Source organism: Chitinophagaceae bacterium (assembly GCA_016717285.1).
GTDB lineage: Bacteria > Bacteroidota > Bacteroidia > Chitinophagales > UBA10324 > JACCZZ01.
This window is the reverse complement of record JADKFU010000004.1, coordinates 613,747-629,551: the sequence shown is the minus strand read 5'-3', so window position 1 is coordinate 629,551 and position 15,805 is coordinate 613,747. Positions and strand designations below refer to the sequence as shown.

Annotated in this window: 12 protein-coding genes; 5 read left to right on the top strand and 7 right to left on the bottom strand. The window is 41.2% G+C overall.

From position 1 onward, the window contains the following. Positions 1-407 precede the first annotated feature (407 nt). Both IPO83_07785 and IPO83_07780 read left to right on the top strand, forming a co-directional pair. Positions 408-1,733, top strand: coding sequence for a PAS domain S-box protein (locus tag IPO83_07785; GenBank protein MBK9731175.1), 1,326 nt, complete (start codon positions 408-410; stop codon positions 1,731-1,733). Beyond that, positions 1,730-2,788 (top strand): response regulator, encoded by a 1,059-nt coding sequence (locus IPO83_07780; GenBank protein ID MBK9731174.1) that lies wholly within the window; start codon positions 1,730-1,732, stop codon positions 2,786-2,788. Before IPO83_07785 ends, IPO83_07780 begins: the two co-directional genes overlap by 4 nt. Before the next feature lie 168 nt (positions 2,789-2,956). On the opposite strand, the gene IPO83_07775 is transcribed toward IPO83_07780, so the two are convergent. The 4 genes from IPO83_07775 to IPO83_07760 all read right to left on the bottom strand — a co-directional run bounded on the left by IPO83_07775 (position 2,957) and on the right by IPO83_07760 (position 5,407). After that, complete coding sequence (locus IPO83_07775) at positions 2,957-3,370, bottom strand: hypothetical protein (protein MBK9731173.1); 414 nt, start codon at positions 3,368-3,370, stop codon at positions 2,957-2,959. A 299-nt stretch (positions 3,371-3,669) separates the two neighbouring features. Continuing rightward, positions 3,670-4,029 (bottom strand): hypothetical protein, encoded by a 360-nt coding sequence (locus tag IPO83_07770; GenBank protein MBK9731172.1) that lies wholly within the window; start codon positions 4,027-4,029, stop codon positions 3,670-3,672. Positions 4,030-4,151: 122 nt separating this feature from the next. Continuing rightward, positions 4,152-4,928, bottom strand: a complete 777-nt coding sequence (locus tag IPO83_07765; protein ID MBK9731171.1) for an amidohydrolase — start codon at positions 4,926-4,928, stop codon at positions 4,152-4,154. After that, positions 4,925-5,407 (bottom strand): hypothetical protein, encoded by a 483-nt coding sequence (locus IPO83_07760; protein ID MBK9731170.1) that lies wholly within the window; start codon positions 5,405-5,407, stop codon positions 4,925-4,927. The genes IPO83_07765 and IPO83_07760 overlap by 4 nt, the downstream gene beginning before the upstream one ends. A gap of 401 nt (positions 5,408-5,808) precedes the next feature. Here IPO83_07760 and IPO83_07755 point away from each other — a divergent pair, with 401 nt between their 5' ends. Then, positions 5,809-6,570, top strand: a complete 762-nt coding sequence (locus tag IPO83_07755) for an alpha/beta hydrolase (protein ID MBK9731169.1) — start codon at positions 5,809-5,811, stop codon at positions 6,568-6,570. A gap of 149 nt (positions 6,571-6,719) precedes the next feature. On the opposite strand, the gene IPO83_07750 is transcribed toward IPO83_07755, so the two are convergent. Then, positions 6,720-7,721, bottom strand: a complete 1,002-nt coding sequence (locus IPO83_07750) for an amidohydrolase family protein (GenBank protein ID MBK9731168.1) — start codon at positions 7,719-7,721, stop codon at positions 6,720-6,722. Between the two features lie 145 nt (positions 7,722-7,866). Then, on the bottom strand, positions 7,867-8,460 hold the full coding sequence (locus tag IPO83_07745) for a hypothetical protein (GenBank protein MBK9731167.1): 594 nt from the start codon (positions 8,458-8,460) through the stop codon (positions 7,867-7,869). Positions 8,461-8,901: 441 nt separating this feature from the next. On the opposite strand from IPO83_07745, the gene IPO83_07740 reads away from it, so the two are divergent. Together IPO83_07740 and IPO83_07735 are read left to right on the top strand one after the other, a co-directional pair. Beyond that, on the top strand, positions 8,902-13,251 hold the full coding sequence (locus tag IPO83_07740) for an alpha-2-macroglobulin family protein (GenBank protein ID MBK9731166.1): 4,350 nt from the start codon (positions 8,902-8,904) through the stop codon (positions 13,249-13,251). Beyond that, complete coding sequence (locus IPO83_07735; GenBank protein MBK9731165.1) at positions 13,224-14,336, top strand: hypothetical protein; 1,113 nt, start codon at positions 13,224-13,226, stop codon at positions 14,334-14,336. Before IPO83_07740 ends, IPO83_07735 begins: the two co-directional genes overlap by 28 nt. Positions 14,337-14,648: 312 nt before the next feature. Here IPO83_07735 and IPO83_07730 read toward each other — a convergent pair whose 3' ends face one another. Further along, on the bottom strand, positions 14,649-15,614 hold the full coding sequence (locus tag IPO83_07730; protein ID MBK9731164.1) for a hypothetical protein: 966 nt from the start codon (positions 15,612-15,614) through the stop codon (positions 14,649-14,651). Between the last annotated feature and the right edge of the window lie 191 nt (positions 15,615-15,805).

Sequence of the window (15,805 nt, the reverse complement as noted above, 5' to 3'; positions counted from 1 at the left end):
CTTTCTAAGAAATCTGGTGAGAGATGTTGCACTTTCCAAATTTTCAGGTTACCCATTTTTCTAACAATCCAACCTTATCTTTGTATATCGGTCAGCCAAATACAAGCAATACTGTGGAGCAGTCTCCTTTTTTACAATCAGCAATGCTGGAAACTATTCTCGACACTGCTCCAAACTTTATTGGAGTGGTAGCGAATGGTTTATTTACCATGGTGAATGATGCAGGCCTGAAGATGTTCGAGACGAAGAACCTCCAGGAATTGTCTACGATTTCACCCTCACCGTTTTCGAAAATAACATCTTTGATACTGGAAAACGGAAGCAGGATGCCGGAACAGAAGCCGGTATTTGCTCAAAGCGAACTAAAGGAATTTTTTACCATGAAAGGCCGGGCTTTTTGGGGAGAAATGAAGATCATTCCTTTCAGGCAGGATGAACAGGAATTATACCTTGTGAGTATTGCTAATATTGACCAATTGGTCCGCAACAGTGAAGTCAGCTTACTTGAAAAGCAAAAGTTTGAAGCATTGTTCAATCATGCAACTGTTGGCGTAGTGGTGGCGCGTGCCAATGGAGAGATTACAATGGTTAATTCCATGGCCGAAAAATTATTCGGGTATTCGGCCGAAAAATTAGTCGGTGAAAAAGTTGAAAAGCTCATCCCTTCAAAGTTCCACGCGCGCCATGTTCACCATCGCCATTCGTTTATGGAACATCCTTCTCCGAGGCCGATGGGTGAAGACCGGAACCTGTTTGCACAAAAAAGTGATGGAACAAAATTTCCTGTTGAAATCAGCCTGAGCAGTTATAAGATAGAGAACGAACTCTTTGTGATTGCTTTTGTAATCGATATCACCATCCGCAAACAAAATGAAGACTCCATTCGGAAACAGCGGGATGAGTTGGAAAAATTTGCCAATGAAATCAGGCAGTTGAATGTTCAGCTTGAAAGAAGAGTGGAAGAGCGTACACTTGCTTTGCGGGAAACATTGCGCCAATTGGAACTAAGCCGCGAGGAGCTTCGCCTGGCATTGGAGAAGGAAAGAGAGTTGGGAGATTTGAAATCCAGGTTTGTTTCCATGGCATCACATGAATTCAGAACACCACTTAGCAGTATCCTGTCTTCCGCGGCGCTCATTGAACGGTATATAAACACAGGAGAACAGGAAAACAGATCGAAACACGTGAACAGAATAAAGGAGAATGTCAGAAACCTCACGGATATACTGGAAGATTTTCTGTCGCTCGGAAAAATTGAGGAAGGAGTGGTGCTCATGAAACGGGAGGAATTGAATATTCCGGATTTCTTTGCAGAAGTTATTCATGAATTTGATAACATTCAAAGAGAAGGGCAGAAAATAGTGTATGTGCATGAGGGCGAACATTTGATGTTAACCGATAAACATTTGCTGAAGAATATCCTGATCAACCTGATTACCAATGCCATCAAATTTTCTGATGAAGACAGCATCGTTACGGTCACCTCTGCATTGAACAAAGAGTATTTCCGCTTTTCAGTAAAAGACAGTGGCATCGGCATTTCAAAAGAAGACCAGGAACATCTTTTCGGCAGGTTTTTCAGGGGGAGAAATGCAGCGAACATAAAAGGAACAGGTCTCGGATTACACATTGTTTCTAAATATCTTGAATTGCTCAATGGAAAAATCAGTTGCAGGAGCCGTCTGAATGAAGGAACAGAATTCATAGTCATCTTAAATTTACCCAGGTCATGAAAACGATTTTGTTAATAGAAGACAACAAGGATGTCCGTGAGAATACGGCAGAAATATTAAGTCTTTCCAACTTTAATGTCATCACCGCTGAGAATGGAAAAACGGGTGTCGACCTTGCCTTGAAAGAACACCCTGATCTTATTATTTGTGACATAATGATGCCCGTGATGGATGGCTACAGTGTTTTACATACACTCAGCAGAAACAAGGAGACTTCCACTATTCCTTTTATTTTTCTTACCGCCAAAACAGAACGCAATGATTTGCGAAAAGGCATGGAGATGGGAGCCGATGACTACATCACCAAACCATTTGATGATATTGAATTGCTGAACGCTGTTGAAGCCCGGCTTCACAAAGCAGAGGCATTGAAAAAAGATTTTGCCACCAGCATTGAAGGATTCAACGAGTTTATTTCCGCAGCAAAAAAAGTACAGCAACTCAACCTTTTATCGGAGGAGCATGAGGTGCGCCACTATAAGAAGAAGCAACTGATTTACGAAGCTGGAGGCAGGCCGATGAGCATGTTTTTCACCGTTCAAGGGAAACTTAAAAATTTCCGGACCAACGATGATGGAAAAGAACTGATCACCACCATTTTTAAAGAAGGGGATTATTTTGGATACACTCCTTTGTTGGAAGAAAGATCATACCAGGATACGGTAGAGGCATTGGAAGATTGTGAAGTGATGCTGATTCCGAAAGAAGAATTTTTTGAACTTATAAGTAATGACTCCACTGTGGCAAGCCGGTTTATCCGCATGCTGGCAGACAATCTTTCAGAGCGGGAAGATCAACTCCTGCAACTCGCTTATAACTCAGTGCGTAAGCGTGTGGCAAACAGCCTGCTTCGTGTGCAAGGCAGTTATCAGAAAGCTGATCAGGCAAATCCTGTTCTTCATTTCACGCGGGAAGACCTTGCTAATGTTGTAGGTACTGCTACAGAGTCACTTATCCGTACGCTGAGCGAATTTAAAAGCGAGCGATTGATTGAAATAAAAGACGGAAAAATATCAATCCTTAATGAAGAGAAACTTAGAAAGATGGTTAATTGATGCTTATCGAATTAAAATGCCGCTAGTGTATTACGATGCAGCAACCATACACCGCCATCTGAGGTTATTTAAAAATAGTTTACAGGATGAAAGGTTTGTGACGACGCAATCAATGGCGCTTCACGGTCTACATGATTTTTCATTTAATAATCCTGCGGTGCTTCCTACTTATTCGCCGGAGTTGGGATCGATATCGAAAAGTGAAAATGATTTTCCGGAGCCCTTGCTTATTTCATATCCTTCGCTATTCTGAAGGGAGAGTGACCATTTATCCGTTAAGCTTGTTTCAATCCATAACGATCCTGATTTACGGAAAACCTGGACGTTAAGACCGAATTTTTTTTCAAACTCCTCTTCAATTTCAAAAACAGTTTTGGAAGCCTCAAGCACCATAGTGCCTGCATTGCGATTTTTACGGAAGGAACCCAATAACCGTTCTTTGGGAAGCATATCCTTCAGCGACGATAGTTGATTTTTATTATGAGCCACCGTAAAGAATTCAATCTTCAGAAAAGGATAGACCTCGTTGAACTCCTTTTGTAAATCAGCTATTTTTCTTCCATCATTAATAATAATTTCCATTGGCTGACCTCATTTTGGGAGTTTGTAAAAATCAAAATGTGTCATTAGTCTATAAGTAACACACCTAACTCCGACAAAACTAACACGCGGCCAGAAGTTTATTTTATGATGAAAATCATGGACTAAATTGAGATAAGTCAATATATCGACCCGGAAATCAACTGCTTTTCTGCCAAATTATTTTTATCAGGCACCTATAATGTTGATTTGAATTCTTCTTTCTCTCCTGATGAGTATGAAAATGAAAGATATTCATCCGGCGATAAATCAATTACTGTTTTGAATTGAAAAATTCAAGGTTAATATTCCATCTCCTGAAAATAACGGAGCACATGATCTTTAAGAAAATCCTCTTGCTCCAACAGGTCCATCACAGGAAGTTTTTTCTTTGGAATCCAATGTGGCCAACCATCCTGATCGAGTCCCTGCAATTCATAATACCCTGAATGACTCAGCAGGCTGCAGGTCGCGATGTGCATGAGATCCTGTTTTTCTTCCTTTGAAAATTTCTTTTTGTATTTACCGAGCTCCCTGATACCTATCAGGAATAAGATCGCATTCAGGTCAGGTGCTTTGCCAAACTGATCTTTGAGCTTGCGGCGCAACTCCAGCCAGTTTTGTTCGCGTGCAAGCAAAAGTTCTTTTTCGTAGGGAGTCATGCGGCCATTTAAATGTTGTAAACGCTATTTTATTATCGACGATTCTGCTGCAGATCATTAAGTAAACGCTGATAACGATCATTTATGAATAGAAGGAGGAAATCATTAGCTGCTGTGTTGTTTTATTTTATCTCAAAAGCATCAGCGTCCTTTAAAAAGGGTAACGATTCGCGAATCTTATAAAGGTGTTGATGCGATAAAGAAAAAGTTTTTACCACTTCATGATGTGATTCGCGGATCAGTACCTCGCCTTTCGGATCAATAACTGAACTTTCGCCGGGATAATAGACTTCAGGACTTTCATTTCCGACTCTGTTTACTCCCACAACATAACACTGATTTTCAATCGCTCTTGCTTCCAGTAAAGTCTTCCAGGCATTGATGCGCCGTTCAGGCCAGTTCGCAACATACAACAGCACATCATAAGCATTATCATTTCTTGCCCACACCGGAAAACGCAAATCATAACAGATAAGCGGGCGAAATTTCCATCCTTTCAGTTCTACCAAGATCTTCTTATCACCAGCAGTATAATGTTGATGTTCCTCTCCTAAACCAAAGAGGTGCCTTTTGTCATAAGATGCATGCGTTCCATCAGGTCGCATCCAGATTAAACGGTTGTAGTATTTATTGCCGTCTTTCATCATGAGGCTTCCACAGATCACTGCATGCTGTGCGGCGGCGATCTGTCTCATCCAGTTAATGGCGTCACCTTCCATGGTTTCAGCAAACAATTCAGGTCGCATTGAAAAACCGGTCGTGAACATTTCAGGCAATAAGATAAGATCCACCTGCTCCCGGATGGAAATGATTTTTTCGGAAAACCCGGCCAGGTTTGCAGCGCTGTTTTCCCAGTGCAGTGCGCTTTGAATGAAAGATATTTTCAGGTCAGGGTTCATGTGCCGGCCTTCAAATATCGTGTAAACAAAATATATCGCTTCCCAAGATTTTCCAGCCGCTGTTTGGCATTCACTTTCTTCTCATCGGCGAGGTTGTATAATTCAGGAAGCAATTTAATTTGCTCAATGTGGTGACGGATTTTGCGCATGTAAGCCTCGCAATCGTAGCCGATGTATTTTTTAAGAAAAGGATTATCACCGGTCATTTCAAGATCGATCTTTCCCTTCTTCATCTTCCTGAAATCAAATCCCTCATCGATGGCTTTTGCCAGTTGTTCAATCTTCAGTTTCTCAATCACTTTCTCGAGTGGAATTTCTTTTTCCAGGTAATGATCAAAGATCAGGTCAATGTTGAATTCAATCTCGGTGAGTATCCTGTTTTTAACTCCACGTGCTTTTGATTTCTCATCCTGAACATCTTTCACCAGGCCGCGTGAGTCCTTGGCAAATCCAAACAGATCTTTTATAAATTCGAGCATGTGATGGGTTCCGTCCTGCTAAAAATAAAATAATAAATGTAAACGCGCGTCTTACTGTGCTTGTGAAGAGACTGAAATGATGAATGGTCAAATTGTTAAATGGCTAAATGGTTGCGGCAATACCGTAGAATAGCCTCAACTGAAAGTAAAAAGTGATATTGGCATTGACAGGTGTAAGTCTGCAAGATCATGATTCGTCGGTTCCGGAATCAGCCGGCGGTTGGTATTTGAAGCAAACGTAATGAAATGTAACTTTATCTTTTTGCTGTCAATAAAAAATGTTCATGCTAAAAATATTCAAACGCCGTCGTACCTGGATGATCATTCTCCTTTTGCTCATCATTTTACCTATTGCGGCATTTAAAATTATGGAAGCGAGCTTTGAAATTACGCCATCAGAAATGACCGACTACTTTAAAGAAAAACCGCAGCAACCTAAATTTATTAATTACACTGCTGAAAATCATGAGATGTTTTATGCTGAAACAGGAAGTGATACCAATCAACTGGTGTTGTTTATTCACGGTGCTCCGGGCTCATGGGATGCCTACATGAAATACCTTGGCGACACTTCTTTGATGCACCGCGCGCAATTGGTTTCCGTTGACCGTCCGGGATATGGTAAATCAGGATTTGGGCAATCGGTAACTTCTATTGAAGCACAGGCGGCGATGATAAAACCGATTTTAGATGCGAACAAATCGGGCAAGCCTGCCATACTTGTTGGCCATTCACTTGGTGGTCCGGTGATTGCGCGACTTGCCATGGATTATCCGGATAAGGTAGGTGCGTTGATTTTTCTGGCACCCGCAATTGATCCGGAACATGAAAAGATTTATGCGATCAGCTATCCTGCCAACTGGAAAATATTCCGTTGGATGGTGCCGGTAGTCTGGCAGGTTACGAACGATGAAAAGCTTTCACACGTAGAAGAGTTAAAAAAGATGGTGCCGTTGTGGGCTAATATCACCATTCCATGTACCTATATGTATGGTTTAAAGGATGGCATTGTGCCACCGGTTAATGTTGAATTTGCGAAGAAGATGCTGGTGAATGCGAATTTAAAGATCACCGCTTTTCCGGAGGAGAATCATTTTATACCGTGGACGCAGGAGGATTCGATTACTAAAGTTATTTTGAACTACCTGAAGCCCCCGCACTGATATTTTTTTGAAAAGCGGGCTATGGGATTGAGCTTCGATCTTTGCTTTTTGCTCCAATTATTTTCGCATAAGATCTGCGTATTTTATATTGCTTTGAATCCTGGTAATTCTTGTCAATACGACTATCGTGCGAACCTCTTCTATAATATTTATAAAAACTTTGCCCCCAGCCACTTCCATGCATTTTCCCACAGCATCTTATTTTTGATTTCTTCAGAAAAACTGCCCGACTCAATTAATCTTCCCGGTTCCAATTCACCTAACGGGAAAGGATAATCGCTTCCCATGCATATTTTATCTTCCCCCATAAGTTTTACAATGAATTGCAACATATCAGCATCATGCACCAATGAATCGAGCCAGAACTTGCCGAGGTAATTTCTTGGATTGATCGCATTGTCTATCGCAACAAGATCGGGCCGTTCATTAAAGCCATGTTCAATTCTTCCAAGTGTTGCAGGAAAGGAACCTCCGCCATGCGCAAAGGCGACACGAAGTTTTGGTAACCTTTCGAGCACACCACCAAAGATCATCGAACAGATTGCACGAGATGTTTCCGCTGGCATTCCCACCAGCCAGGGCAACCAGTATTTTTGCATGTGTTCACGACCCATCATTTCCCATGGATGAATGAAGATGCAGGCACTGAGTTTTTCGGCTTCTTCAAAAAACGGAAAGAACTCCGGCTCACTTAGATTCTTCTGATTTACATTCGAACCAATCTGTACACCGGCCATTCCCAATTCTTTCACACAACGATGCAATTCAGCAATCGCAAGATCAGGATCCTGCAGTGGCACCGTTCCTATTCCCACGAATCGTTGCGGATAATCTTTAGAAATGGCAGCAATGTGATCGTTTAAAAATTTAGCGACCTCCAACCCATCTTTCGGTTGCGCCCAATAGGAAAACATCACAGGGATGGTGCTGAGCACCTGCACATCAACATGATGGTGATCGCATTCCTTCATGCGCACCTTCGGATCCCAGCAGTTGTCCTGTATCTCCCGGAAGAATTTATCATCCACCATCATATTCGCGCAGCAAGGTTTGTGATGTTCGAGGTGAACGAAACCACCATAGCCAAATTTATAAGACCACCGTGGCATTTGTTCAGGAATGATGTGTGTATGAATATCGATCTTACGCATAAAGTCAAAAGTAAGAAGTATATGCAATGTGGCTTATGTTAAAATATTACAACGGCTATGAATGGCAGACGGTTGACATAGCACAGGAATTTTGATTGGCATAATTAGAGGAGAGCACAGCTACGTGAAAGGGTAACCTGCAAGGTTATGGAGTCAAACTGATAGAATTGACTACGTCATCCAGCCAGCTATCATTACTTACTTCAGGAAAGGAACCGGATATGATGATGAAATCATTTTGTCGTTTAATAATATAGAACTTCTCAAAATGTCGATGAACATCTGTTAAAATTTCCATTTTGGAAGTGAAAAATGTAAAACCATTGCGGGTATTGAATGCTGTGGGCACGGTAAATTGCGTCACATTAATTCCTTGTTGCCGCATATATCCGATTCCCTGAAGCAGGTATTCTTTTGTCGACCGGTCTTTCGAATCTTCCGTAAATTTTTCACTTATAACCTGAACTGTATATTCCGGATCCATTCTTTTTTCAAGCGCAATAGCAATAATTGCAATGTCGTCTTCATAAGTTCTTGTGCCGGAGTCAAGATTCACTTCTGATACGGTAAAATTACTGAGCATTGCTATTTCCTTGCTGTTAAGCACCTGCCAGCCAGCGGGAAAATTCAAAGTAATTCCAAAAGGTTTGTTTGAATATACAATAGACTGTCCACGGGCAACAGGTGCAATAATGCTGACCTGAAAAAAAAAGCAGAACATTAAAAAACGCTTTCGCATAGTATAGGAGATTATGAACTTGTGAGATAAGAAAATAAAGAGCTTTGTTTTTCGTGGTAATTTTTCCTCATAATGAGAAATTGACATGCTCTTTTTAACACACTGCCCGGCAAGAAAGGCTATTGCTGCAAACAGTAAATAAACAGTTTGTTGAAGTAGGCTCTCCATGAAATATTTAGGCTTCGCTGAAAGGAACAGGTTGCGACTGGCAGGTGACATTTGTAAGAGTGACATTTGAATAATGGATCCAATAGGAATATAAATCCCGTGCCTCTTTTAATAGCGTGATTTCGTATTCCTGGTCTATGCTTCCTTTGGAAATGGCCGTCTACAGATTTGCCATAGCCCTCCGAAATGAGGGTTAAAAAAATAATTTTTTCATGGAAGACAATCTTACTACGGAAATCGCATTATATTTCTCTGCTATTAAAACCTTCTTCTATGAAACATATTCAAAAAGACCTGGTTACACTGCTAACAGGCATTGTCTTATTCGCCATCATAATGGCCGGATGTACACAAAATGGTAACGTGCTTAAGTTAGAGCACAGCAACTTCACCGGTGAAATTGCCACCGATCAGAACCTCGTTTTCACTTTTGCGGAAAACCTGGTCCCGGATTCATTGCTCAATCAATGGGACTCCACTGCATATCTCACTTTTAATCCCGCTGTGCATGGCAAATTTAAATGGAGCGCACCCAATGAACTCACCTTTTCTCCATCGTTACCGTTTGCGCCAAGTACCGATTTTGAGGCTACGCTTACAGATAACCTAACGAAATATGTGCTGAATAAACCATCGTTGCCCAAAGAGAAAAGTCTGAAATTCCATACGCCCTATCTGTTGCTTTCAACGGCGCAGGTTTTTTATGCTCTTTCGCAGCAATCTGCCGGCGCAGTGGAAGTGAGGATCAACCTGAACTTTAATTGCAAGGTAAACCCTGCGGAACTCAACAAGCGACTGCATCTTTTTGTGAATGAAAAGGAAGTTCCTTTCAATGTGCTGAGTGGTGATGCCGATTTTTCAATCGGTGTTTCCATCGCCGATGTGCGTGGGGATTCAAAAGAAAGCATGCCGTTAAAAATTATTCTTGAGGAAGGCCTTCCATGTGTTGGAAGCACTTATACAACTAAGGAAAAAATGGAGTTCCTTTCAGAAATTCCTGTCAAGGAAAAAATCATGATCACGGAAATGACGGCCAGCTTTATTGATGGGGCAGGACTGGTGACTGTATTTACCAACCAACCCATCGTGAATGAAAACCTGAAGAGCATCATCACCATTTCTCCAGCGCTCACTTTTACGGCAACATTAATTGACAATGGCTTCAACCTGAAAGGAGATTTTGAACCAGGAAAAACTTATGACATAACTATTTCAAAAGAGTTGAAAGGAGTGTTTGGTTACACGCTGGAAGAAAATTATTCGCAAACTGTTTCTTTCGGTGAGCTGGAACCTGCTTTGGCTTTTGCAGGAAATAATTCAATCTACCTCTCTTCAAAAGGAGCGCGCAATGTAGGCATCAATATCGTCAACATCAATAAAGTAAAAGTCTCCATCATCAGGATTTATGAAAACAACATCCTGAATTTTATGCGCGCAGGAAATGAATGGGGATATTATTATGAAGAAGAAGAAGGAGACAATTATGAATATCATAACTATGAATACTATGACTATAACCATTATGGTGACCTGGTAAAGGAAAAGGTGATTGATGTGCAATCACTTCCCAAACAGGGTAATATGAGATTGCTGAATATGAATCTTGAAGAAGTAGGATATAACGATCAGTTCAAAGGATTGTATGTAGTGAAAGTGGAAGATGTGGATCATCAGTATCTGCAGGAATCGAAATTTATTTCGCTCTCCGACATCGGACTGATTGTTCGCGGCAGTGAAGATGAGGTGGTGGTATTTGCCAATTCCATCATGACGGCTGATCCTTTGACAAATGTAAAAGTGAATTTCATCAGTACGAATAATCAAACCATTCAGTCTGTAACTACAGACAGCAAAGGAGTTGCCGTTTTAAAAAATGCGAAAGCCATACTCGGTAAGTTTCATATTGGCATGATCACCTGTACGCAGGGAGACGATTTTAATTTTATGATTCTCGACAACACTTCTGTGCAGACTTCCAGGTTTGAAGTGGGTGGAAAATATAGTAACGATGCGCATCTCGATGCCTTTCTCTATGGTGACCGAGATATTTACCGGCCCGGTGACAGTATACATGTAAATGCCGTGATCAGAACCGCTGATTGGAAAATTCAAAAGGAGGTGCCGATGAAAATAAAATTGTTGTTGCCTTCCGGAAAAGAATATCAGTCGTATAAAAAAACACCGGACGATCAGGGCGCATTTGAGACTTCATTTTATTTGCCAACTTCTATTGTAACAGGATTGTATACTATTGAGTTGTACACCGGCAACGATGTGCTTATTCAATCGCGCAGTATCAGTGTGGAAGAATTCGTTCCCGACAGGATAAAAGTAACCACCACACTGGATAAGCTAACCGCGAAGCCAAAGGATGAAATAAAAGCCGAAGTAGTTGCTGCTAACCTGTTTGGTCCGCCTGCCGCCAACCGGAATTATGAATTACAGATGACATTGAACAGGAAATCTTTCAGTGCAAAAAAATTTAATGATTATAATTTCAGCATTACTACAGGAAATGAAATTTTCTTTGAAAACATTTTGCGCCAGGGAAAAACAGACAATGATGGAAAAGCAATAGAAGTATTCACCATTCCTGAATACAATGATGTCGGCGTGCTGGCAGGAAAAGTAATCACTACTGTATTTGATGAATCAGGACGTCCGGTAAACAGGCTCTCCGAGTTTTCAGTGAATACGCAGGATGTATTTTATGGCATTAAATATTTCGACCGTTGGCTCAGCACAAAACAACCGCTCAGTTTTCAATTCGTCGCATTGAACATCGCCGGTCAACCTGTGAATGCAACGGCCCAGGTTGAAATTTACCGATACACCTGGGAGAATGTGGTTACAAAGCAGGGAGGAAGATATGTGTACGATGCGCAACGCAAAGACCAATTGCTATCGCGACAAGCAATCAACCTTGCTGCTGATGGTGGAAAGATCAACTTTACGCCAATCAATTCGGGGGAATATGAGATCAGGATTCACCGCGCCGGTGCGACAACTTTTGTGCAACAGAATTTTTATGCTTATGGCTGGGGCGATACGCAGAACACTTCTTTCGAGGTAAGTACAGAAGGTGAAGTGGAGATGCAAACAGATAAAGAAAATTATCAGCCCGGTGACAATGCTGAAATTTTATTGAAGGCACCCTTTAACGGAAAGATCCTGGTGACCGTGGAACGCGATCATGTGTTCGACTATTTTTATGTGAATACCGATAAGAAAGCGGCCAGCATTTCCATTCCTGTTAAAGAAGAATACCTGCCGAATGTTTACATCACGGCAACAGCCATCAGAAAGATTGCAGACAACCAGGTGCCACTGACTGTTGCAAGAGGTTATATACCGTTGCAGGTGGAGAAAACAGAGAATAAAATTGCGGTGAATATTTCTGCCAATGAAAAAACAAGATCGAAAACCAATCAAACCATCAGTGTTAAAACAGTTCCCAATGCAGAACTCACCATTGCAGTGGTTGATGAAGGAATTCTTCAATTGAAGAATTTTAAGACGCCGGATCCTTATCAATATTTCTATCAGCAACGCGCATTGGAAGTGCGTTCATATGATTTGTATCCATTCCTGTTTCCCGAATGGCAAACCTCTTATTCATCACTTGGTGGTGATCTGGCGGAAATGGGAAAACGGGTAAATCCATTTACTGCAAAGCGGTTCAATCTCGTTGCTTTATGGAGTGGAATTTTAAAAGCGGATGGAAATGGAAATGCTTCCTTTACTGTAAATGTGCCGCAGTTTTCAGGAGCATTAAGAGTGATGGCCGTTGCTTATAAAGACAATACGTTCGGTGCTTCCGAAAAAATAATTAAAGTGGCCGATCCGATTGTGATCAGCACTTCATTGCCGAGGTTTCTTTCTCCAAAAGATACGATCAGTGTTCCGGTTACACTTACGAACACTACCGCGAAAAATGCGCAGGTGACTGCACAGCTTGCCATTACAGGCGCCATGAAAATTGTAGGAGCTGATCAGCAATCCATCAGTATACCGGCAAACAGTGAAGCGCGTGTTGAATTTGCAGTGGTTACAGAACCTGCAATTGGCGTGGGTTCCGTTGCAGTGAATGTGAGCGGACTTGGTGAAAAATTTTCAGATAAGACTGAAATTTCTATTCGTCCGCCATCTACGCTCACTAAAGTTTCCGGCAATGGCATGGTGAAAGGTGGTGCAGCAGAGTCGGTGGCATTGAAATCAAACATGATTCCAGCCACGGTTGCAGCAAAGCTGATTGTAAGTAAATCACCACTCGTTCAGTTTTCGAGCGACTTGCGCTACCTGTTGCAATATCCTTATGGTTGCATTGAGCAAACAGTGTCTGCTGCTTTTCCGCAATTGTACTATCGTGATCTTGCCAAAGCGATTGGTCAGGATAAAAAAGCGATACGTTACAATCCTGATTACAATGTGAACGAAGCGATTAAAAAAATTGAAAGCATGCAGTTGTACAATGGCGCCATGAGTTACTGGCCCGGCGGCGATTATGAGAGCTGGTGGGGAACTGCTTATGCAACACATTTTTTGTACGAAGCGAAGAAAGCCGGGTTTGAAGTGAATGGAAAATACTCGACAAGATGTATGGCTACCTGCAAACAAAAATGAAGTCGAGAGAAGTGGAAGAATATTATTATTGGGATGAGCAAGGCATTGCGCGTTCAAAGACGATCGTAAAAAGGGAAATTCCCTATTCGATTTTTGTATTGGCACTTGCAGGCAAGTATGATCAGACGGCGATGAATTACTACAAAGCCCATCCGGAGCTGCTTTCAATAGACAGTAAATATTTATTGTCGTGTGCGTATGCGCTGTCGGGTAACCAGGCGGCGTTTACCAATTTATTACCTGCTGCATTCAGTGGCGAGATATCAAAGCGTGCTTTTGGCGGAAGTTTTTATTCGCCGGTGCGTGATGAAGCATTGGCATTGTATGTTTTGATGGAAGTTGCTCCAGACAATCCGCAGGTAGGCATTATGAGCAGGCATTTGTCGGAGAAGCTTAAAAATGAACGATGGCTTTCTACTCAGGATCGTTCCTTTGCATTTCTTGCTTTGGGCAAAGTAGCAAAGCGTGCGCAGCAAAGTAATGTAACAGCGAAAGTGATGGTGAATGGAAAGGAGGTTGGTTCCTTTACAGGTACTGACCTTGTGATTGCACAAGGCATTGCTGATCAATCCATAAATATTCAGGCTGCTGGAACAGGCAACTTGTATTATTTCTGGGAACAGGAAGGCATTCCTGCAGATGGATCTTACAAGCAGGAAGATAGTTATCTGAAAGTGCGGAAAACATTCTATGACCGTTTTGGGCAGCCCATCAACGGCACCTCATTTAAACAGAATGATTTGGTAGTAGTGAAGATTTCATTGCAGGCGTTGGATTATAAGACCAGTGTGGAGAATGTTGCAGTAACCGATATTTTACCTGCAGGACTCGAAATTGAAAATCCGCGCATCGGTTCCATTCCTGAATTATCGTGGATAAAAGATGCTGCGGGCTACGATTATTTAGACGTGCGTGATGACCGCATAACGTTTTTCACAACTGCTACCGGAACGACTAAAAATTATTATTACGTAGTGCGTGCTGTTTCAAAAGGATTGTTTCACATGGGCCCGGTGAGTGCTGATGCGATGTATAATGGAGAATATCATAGCTATTGGGGAGCGGGGAAGGTGGTGGTGAAGTGAGGAAAAAGTCGTTAGTAGTGAGTCCTGAGTCGTTAGTAAAACAGGGGCATTCTAATTAGGTGCGAATAACAATTTTGAAAAATCCTCACAGGTTTTTGGGACCTGTGAGGACTGCGCTTGAATAAAACACTATTTTATCACCGACATCCGAATTGTTTGTGATTGCGTTGATGTTTGCATTTTCAAAAAATAAATTCTTTTAAGCAGTGCTTTCATTTTACCGCACATGTTCCAATGCAATTGATGATCGCCTGCAGTCATTGGCAAATCAGCAAAGACCATTTTTTATTTATCGAAAGGGTTATGAAATCATCAGCCACATTGCCACATTTTTACACCAGGACAGAATATACCACCCGAATTTGCCTCACAATTAATATCAGCGACAGATCCCTCACCTTTCCCCATTGCTGTTATACTGCCATAAACCTTAAGAGAAATATCGGAATCTTTTGACAGGTAAACCGGTTTAACGTCGTTAACAAAAAGGTCTGTAACTAAAGCGAATGTATCCATCCTATTAATATCACTCCCGGTATCATAAAAAGTAAACGCGTTGTTTTCATTCAAATATGACTCTTTCCAGCCACTGTCGGTATTATATAACTGGTAAATTTCCTGTCCACCTAAAAATATTGGATTATTATACTGTTGAGTAATATATCCGTTAGCCCGAGCCGCGCAACTGGCTTCCTTAGAATTACAGTGACCGTTATCAGCAATCAAATAATACTGACCAACAATCATAATAGGAACGTCAATAAGATAAAATCCACTTACGGGAACTCTTAAATTAGGAAACAGAAATTCAGCGCCTGCACTTTTGGTTTGATCGTCATTCCCATAATAATGACTAGTAAGTAATCCGGTTCCATTGCCTTCTGCATGAGCCGAAGCATGCTGCAAAAAATTCTTTTGTTCTACATTAACCAAAGGAGTGTTTCCGGGAGGTGGAAAAGGACACCAAAGAGGCACAATACTATTTGGCCAATCCTTATGTTCAATCATATGATGAAGCATATTTACAATATCCTTATTTCCTTGCTCAGATAACTTTGAATATTTACTTGCCATTGAACGAGTGAACGATAGTGATTTTTTATTAATAGTTTTCAATTCATCTTCCGTAATACCCAGTTTCTTAAAAAATAAATTCATTCCTTCATTGTGTAAAATGCCATGTTTCGAATTAAAGGATGAAATTTTTTTCTTTTTAAATAATATCTTGAATGGATCAGGATTGCGTGAGTTTTTCTTTTCATTTTTGGAGTCTTCCATTTTAGTAAGGTTTAACTGTTAAAAAAATTGACGGATGAAATAACTGAGTGCAATGATCATATTGGAGCTGGGTAATTTTTTTTCATTTGGGTTTTTTGTTTGGATAAGAAAAAATTAATGACGCAAATATGCTGCTCACTCAAAGTCAAATCAACAACATAAACATGCAGGGACTCAATGCGAATTCTTAT

Excerpts from the sequence above, each read along its gene's own strand:
- IPO83_07750 (MBK9731168.1), bottom strand. The coding sequence starts at position 7,721 with ATGCGTAAGATCGATATTCATACACACATCATTCCTGAACAAATGCCA.
- IPO83_07770 (MBK9731172.1), bottom strand. The coding sequence starts at position 4,029 with ATGACTCCCTACGAAAAAGAACTTTTGCTTGCACGCGAACAAAACTGG.
- IPO83_07755 (MBK9731169.1), top strand. The coding sequence starts at position 5,809 with ATGACCGACTACTTTAAAGAAAAACCGCAGCAACCTAAATTTATTAAT.
- IPO83_07785 (MBK9731175.1), top strand. The coding sequence starts at position 408 with ATGAAGATCATTCCTTTCAGGCAGGATGAACAGGAATTATACCTTGTG.
- IPO83_07765 (MBK9731171.1), bottom strand. The coding sequence starts at position 4,928 with ATGAACCCTGACCTGAAAATATCTTTCATTCAAAGCGCACTGCACTGG.
- IPO83_07740 (MBK9731166.1), top strand. The coding sequence starts at position 8,902 with ATGAAACATATTCAAAAAGACCTGGTTACACTGCTAACAGGCATTGTC.
- IPO83_07780 (MBK9731174.1), top strand. The coding sequence starts at position 1,730 with ATGAAAACGATTTTGTTAATAGAAGACAACAAGGATGTCCGTGAGAAT.
- IPO83_07760 (MBK9731170.1), bottom strand. The coding sequence starts at position 5,407 with ATGCTCGAATTTATAAAAGATCTGTTTGGATTTGCCAAGGACTCACGC.
- IPO83_07730 (MBK9731164.1), bottom strand. The coding sequence starts at position 15,614 with ATGGAAGACTCCAAAAATGAAAAGAAAAACTCACGCAATCCTGATCCA.
- IPO83_07735 (MBK9731165.1), top strand. The coding sequence starts at position 13,224 with ATGTATGGCTACCTGCAAACAAAAATGAAGTCGAGAGAAGTGGAAGAA.
- IPO83_07775 (MBK9731173.1), bottom strand. The coding sequence starts at position 3,370 with ATGGAAATTATTATTAATGATGGAAGAAAAATAGCTGATTTACAAAAG.
- IPO83_07745 (MBK9731167.1), bottom strand. The coding sequence starts at position 8,460 with ATGCGAAAGCGTTTTTTAATGTTCTGCTTTTTTTTTCAGGTCAGCATT.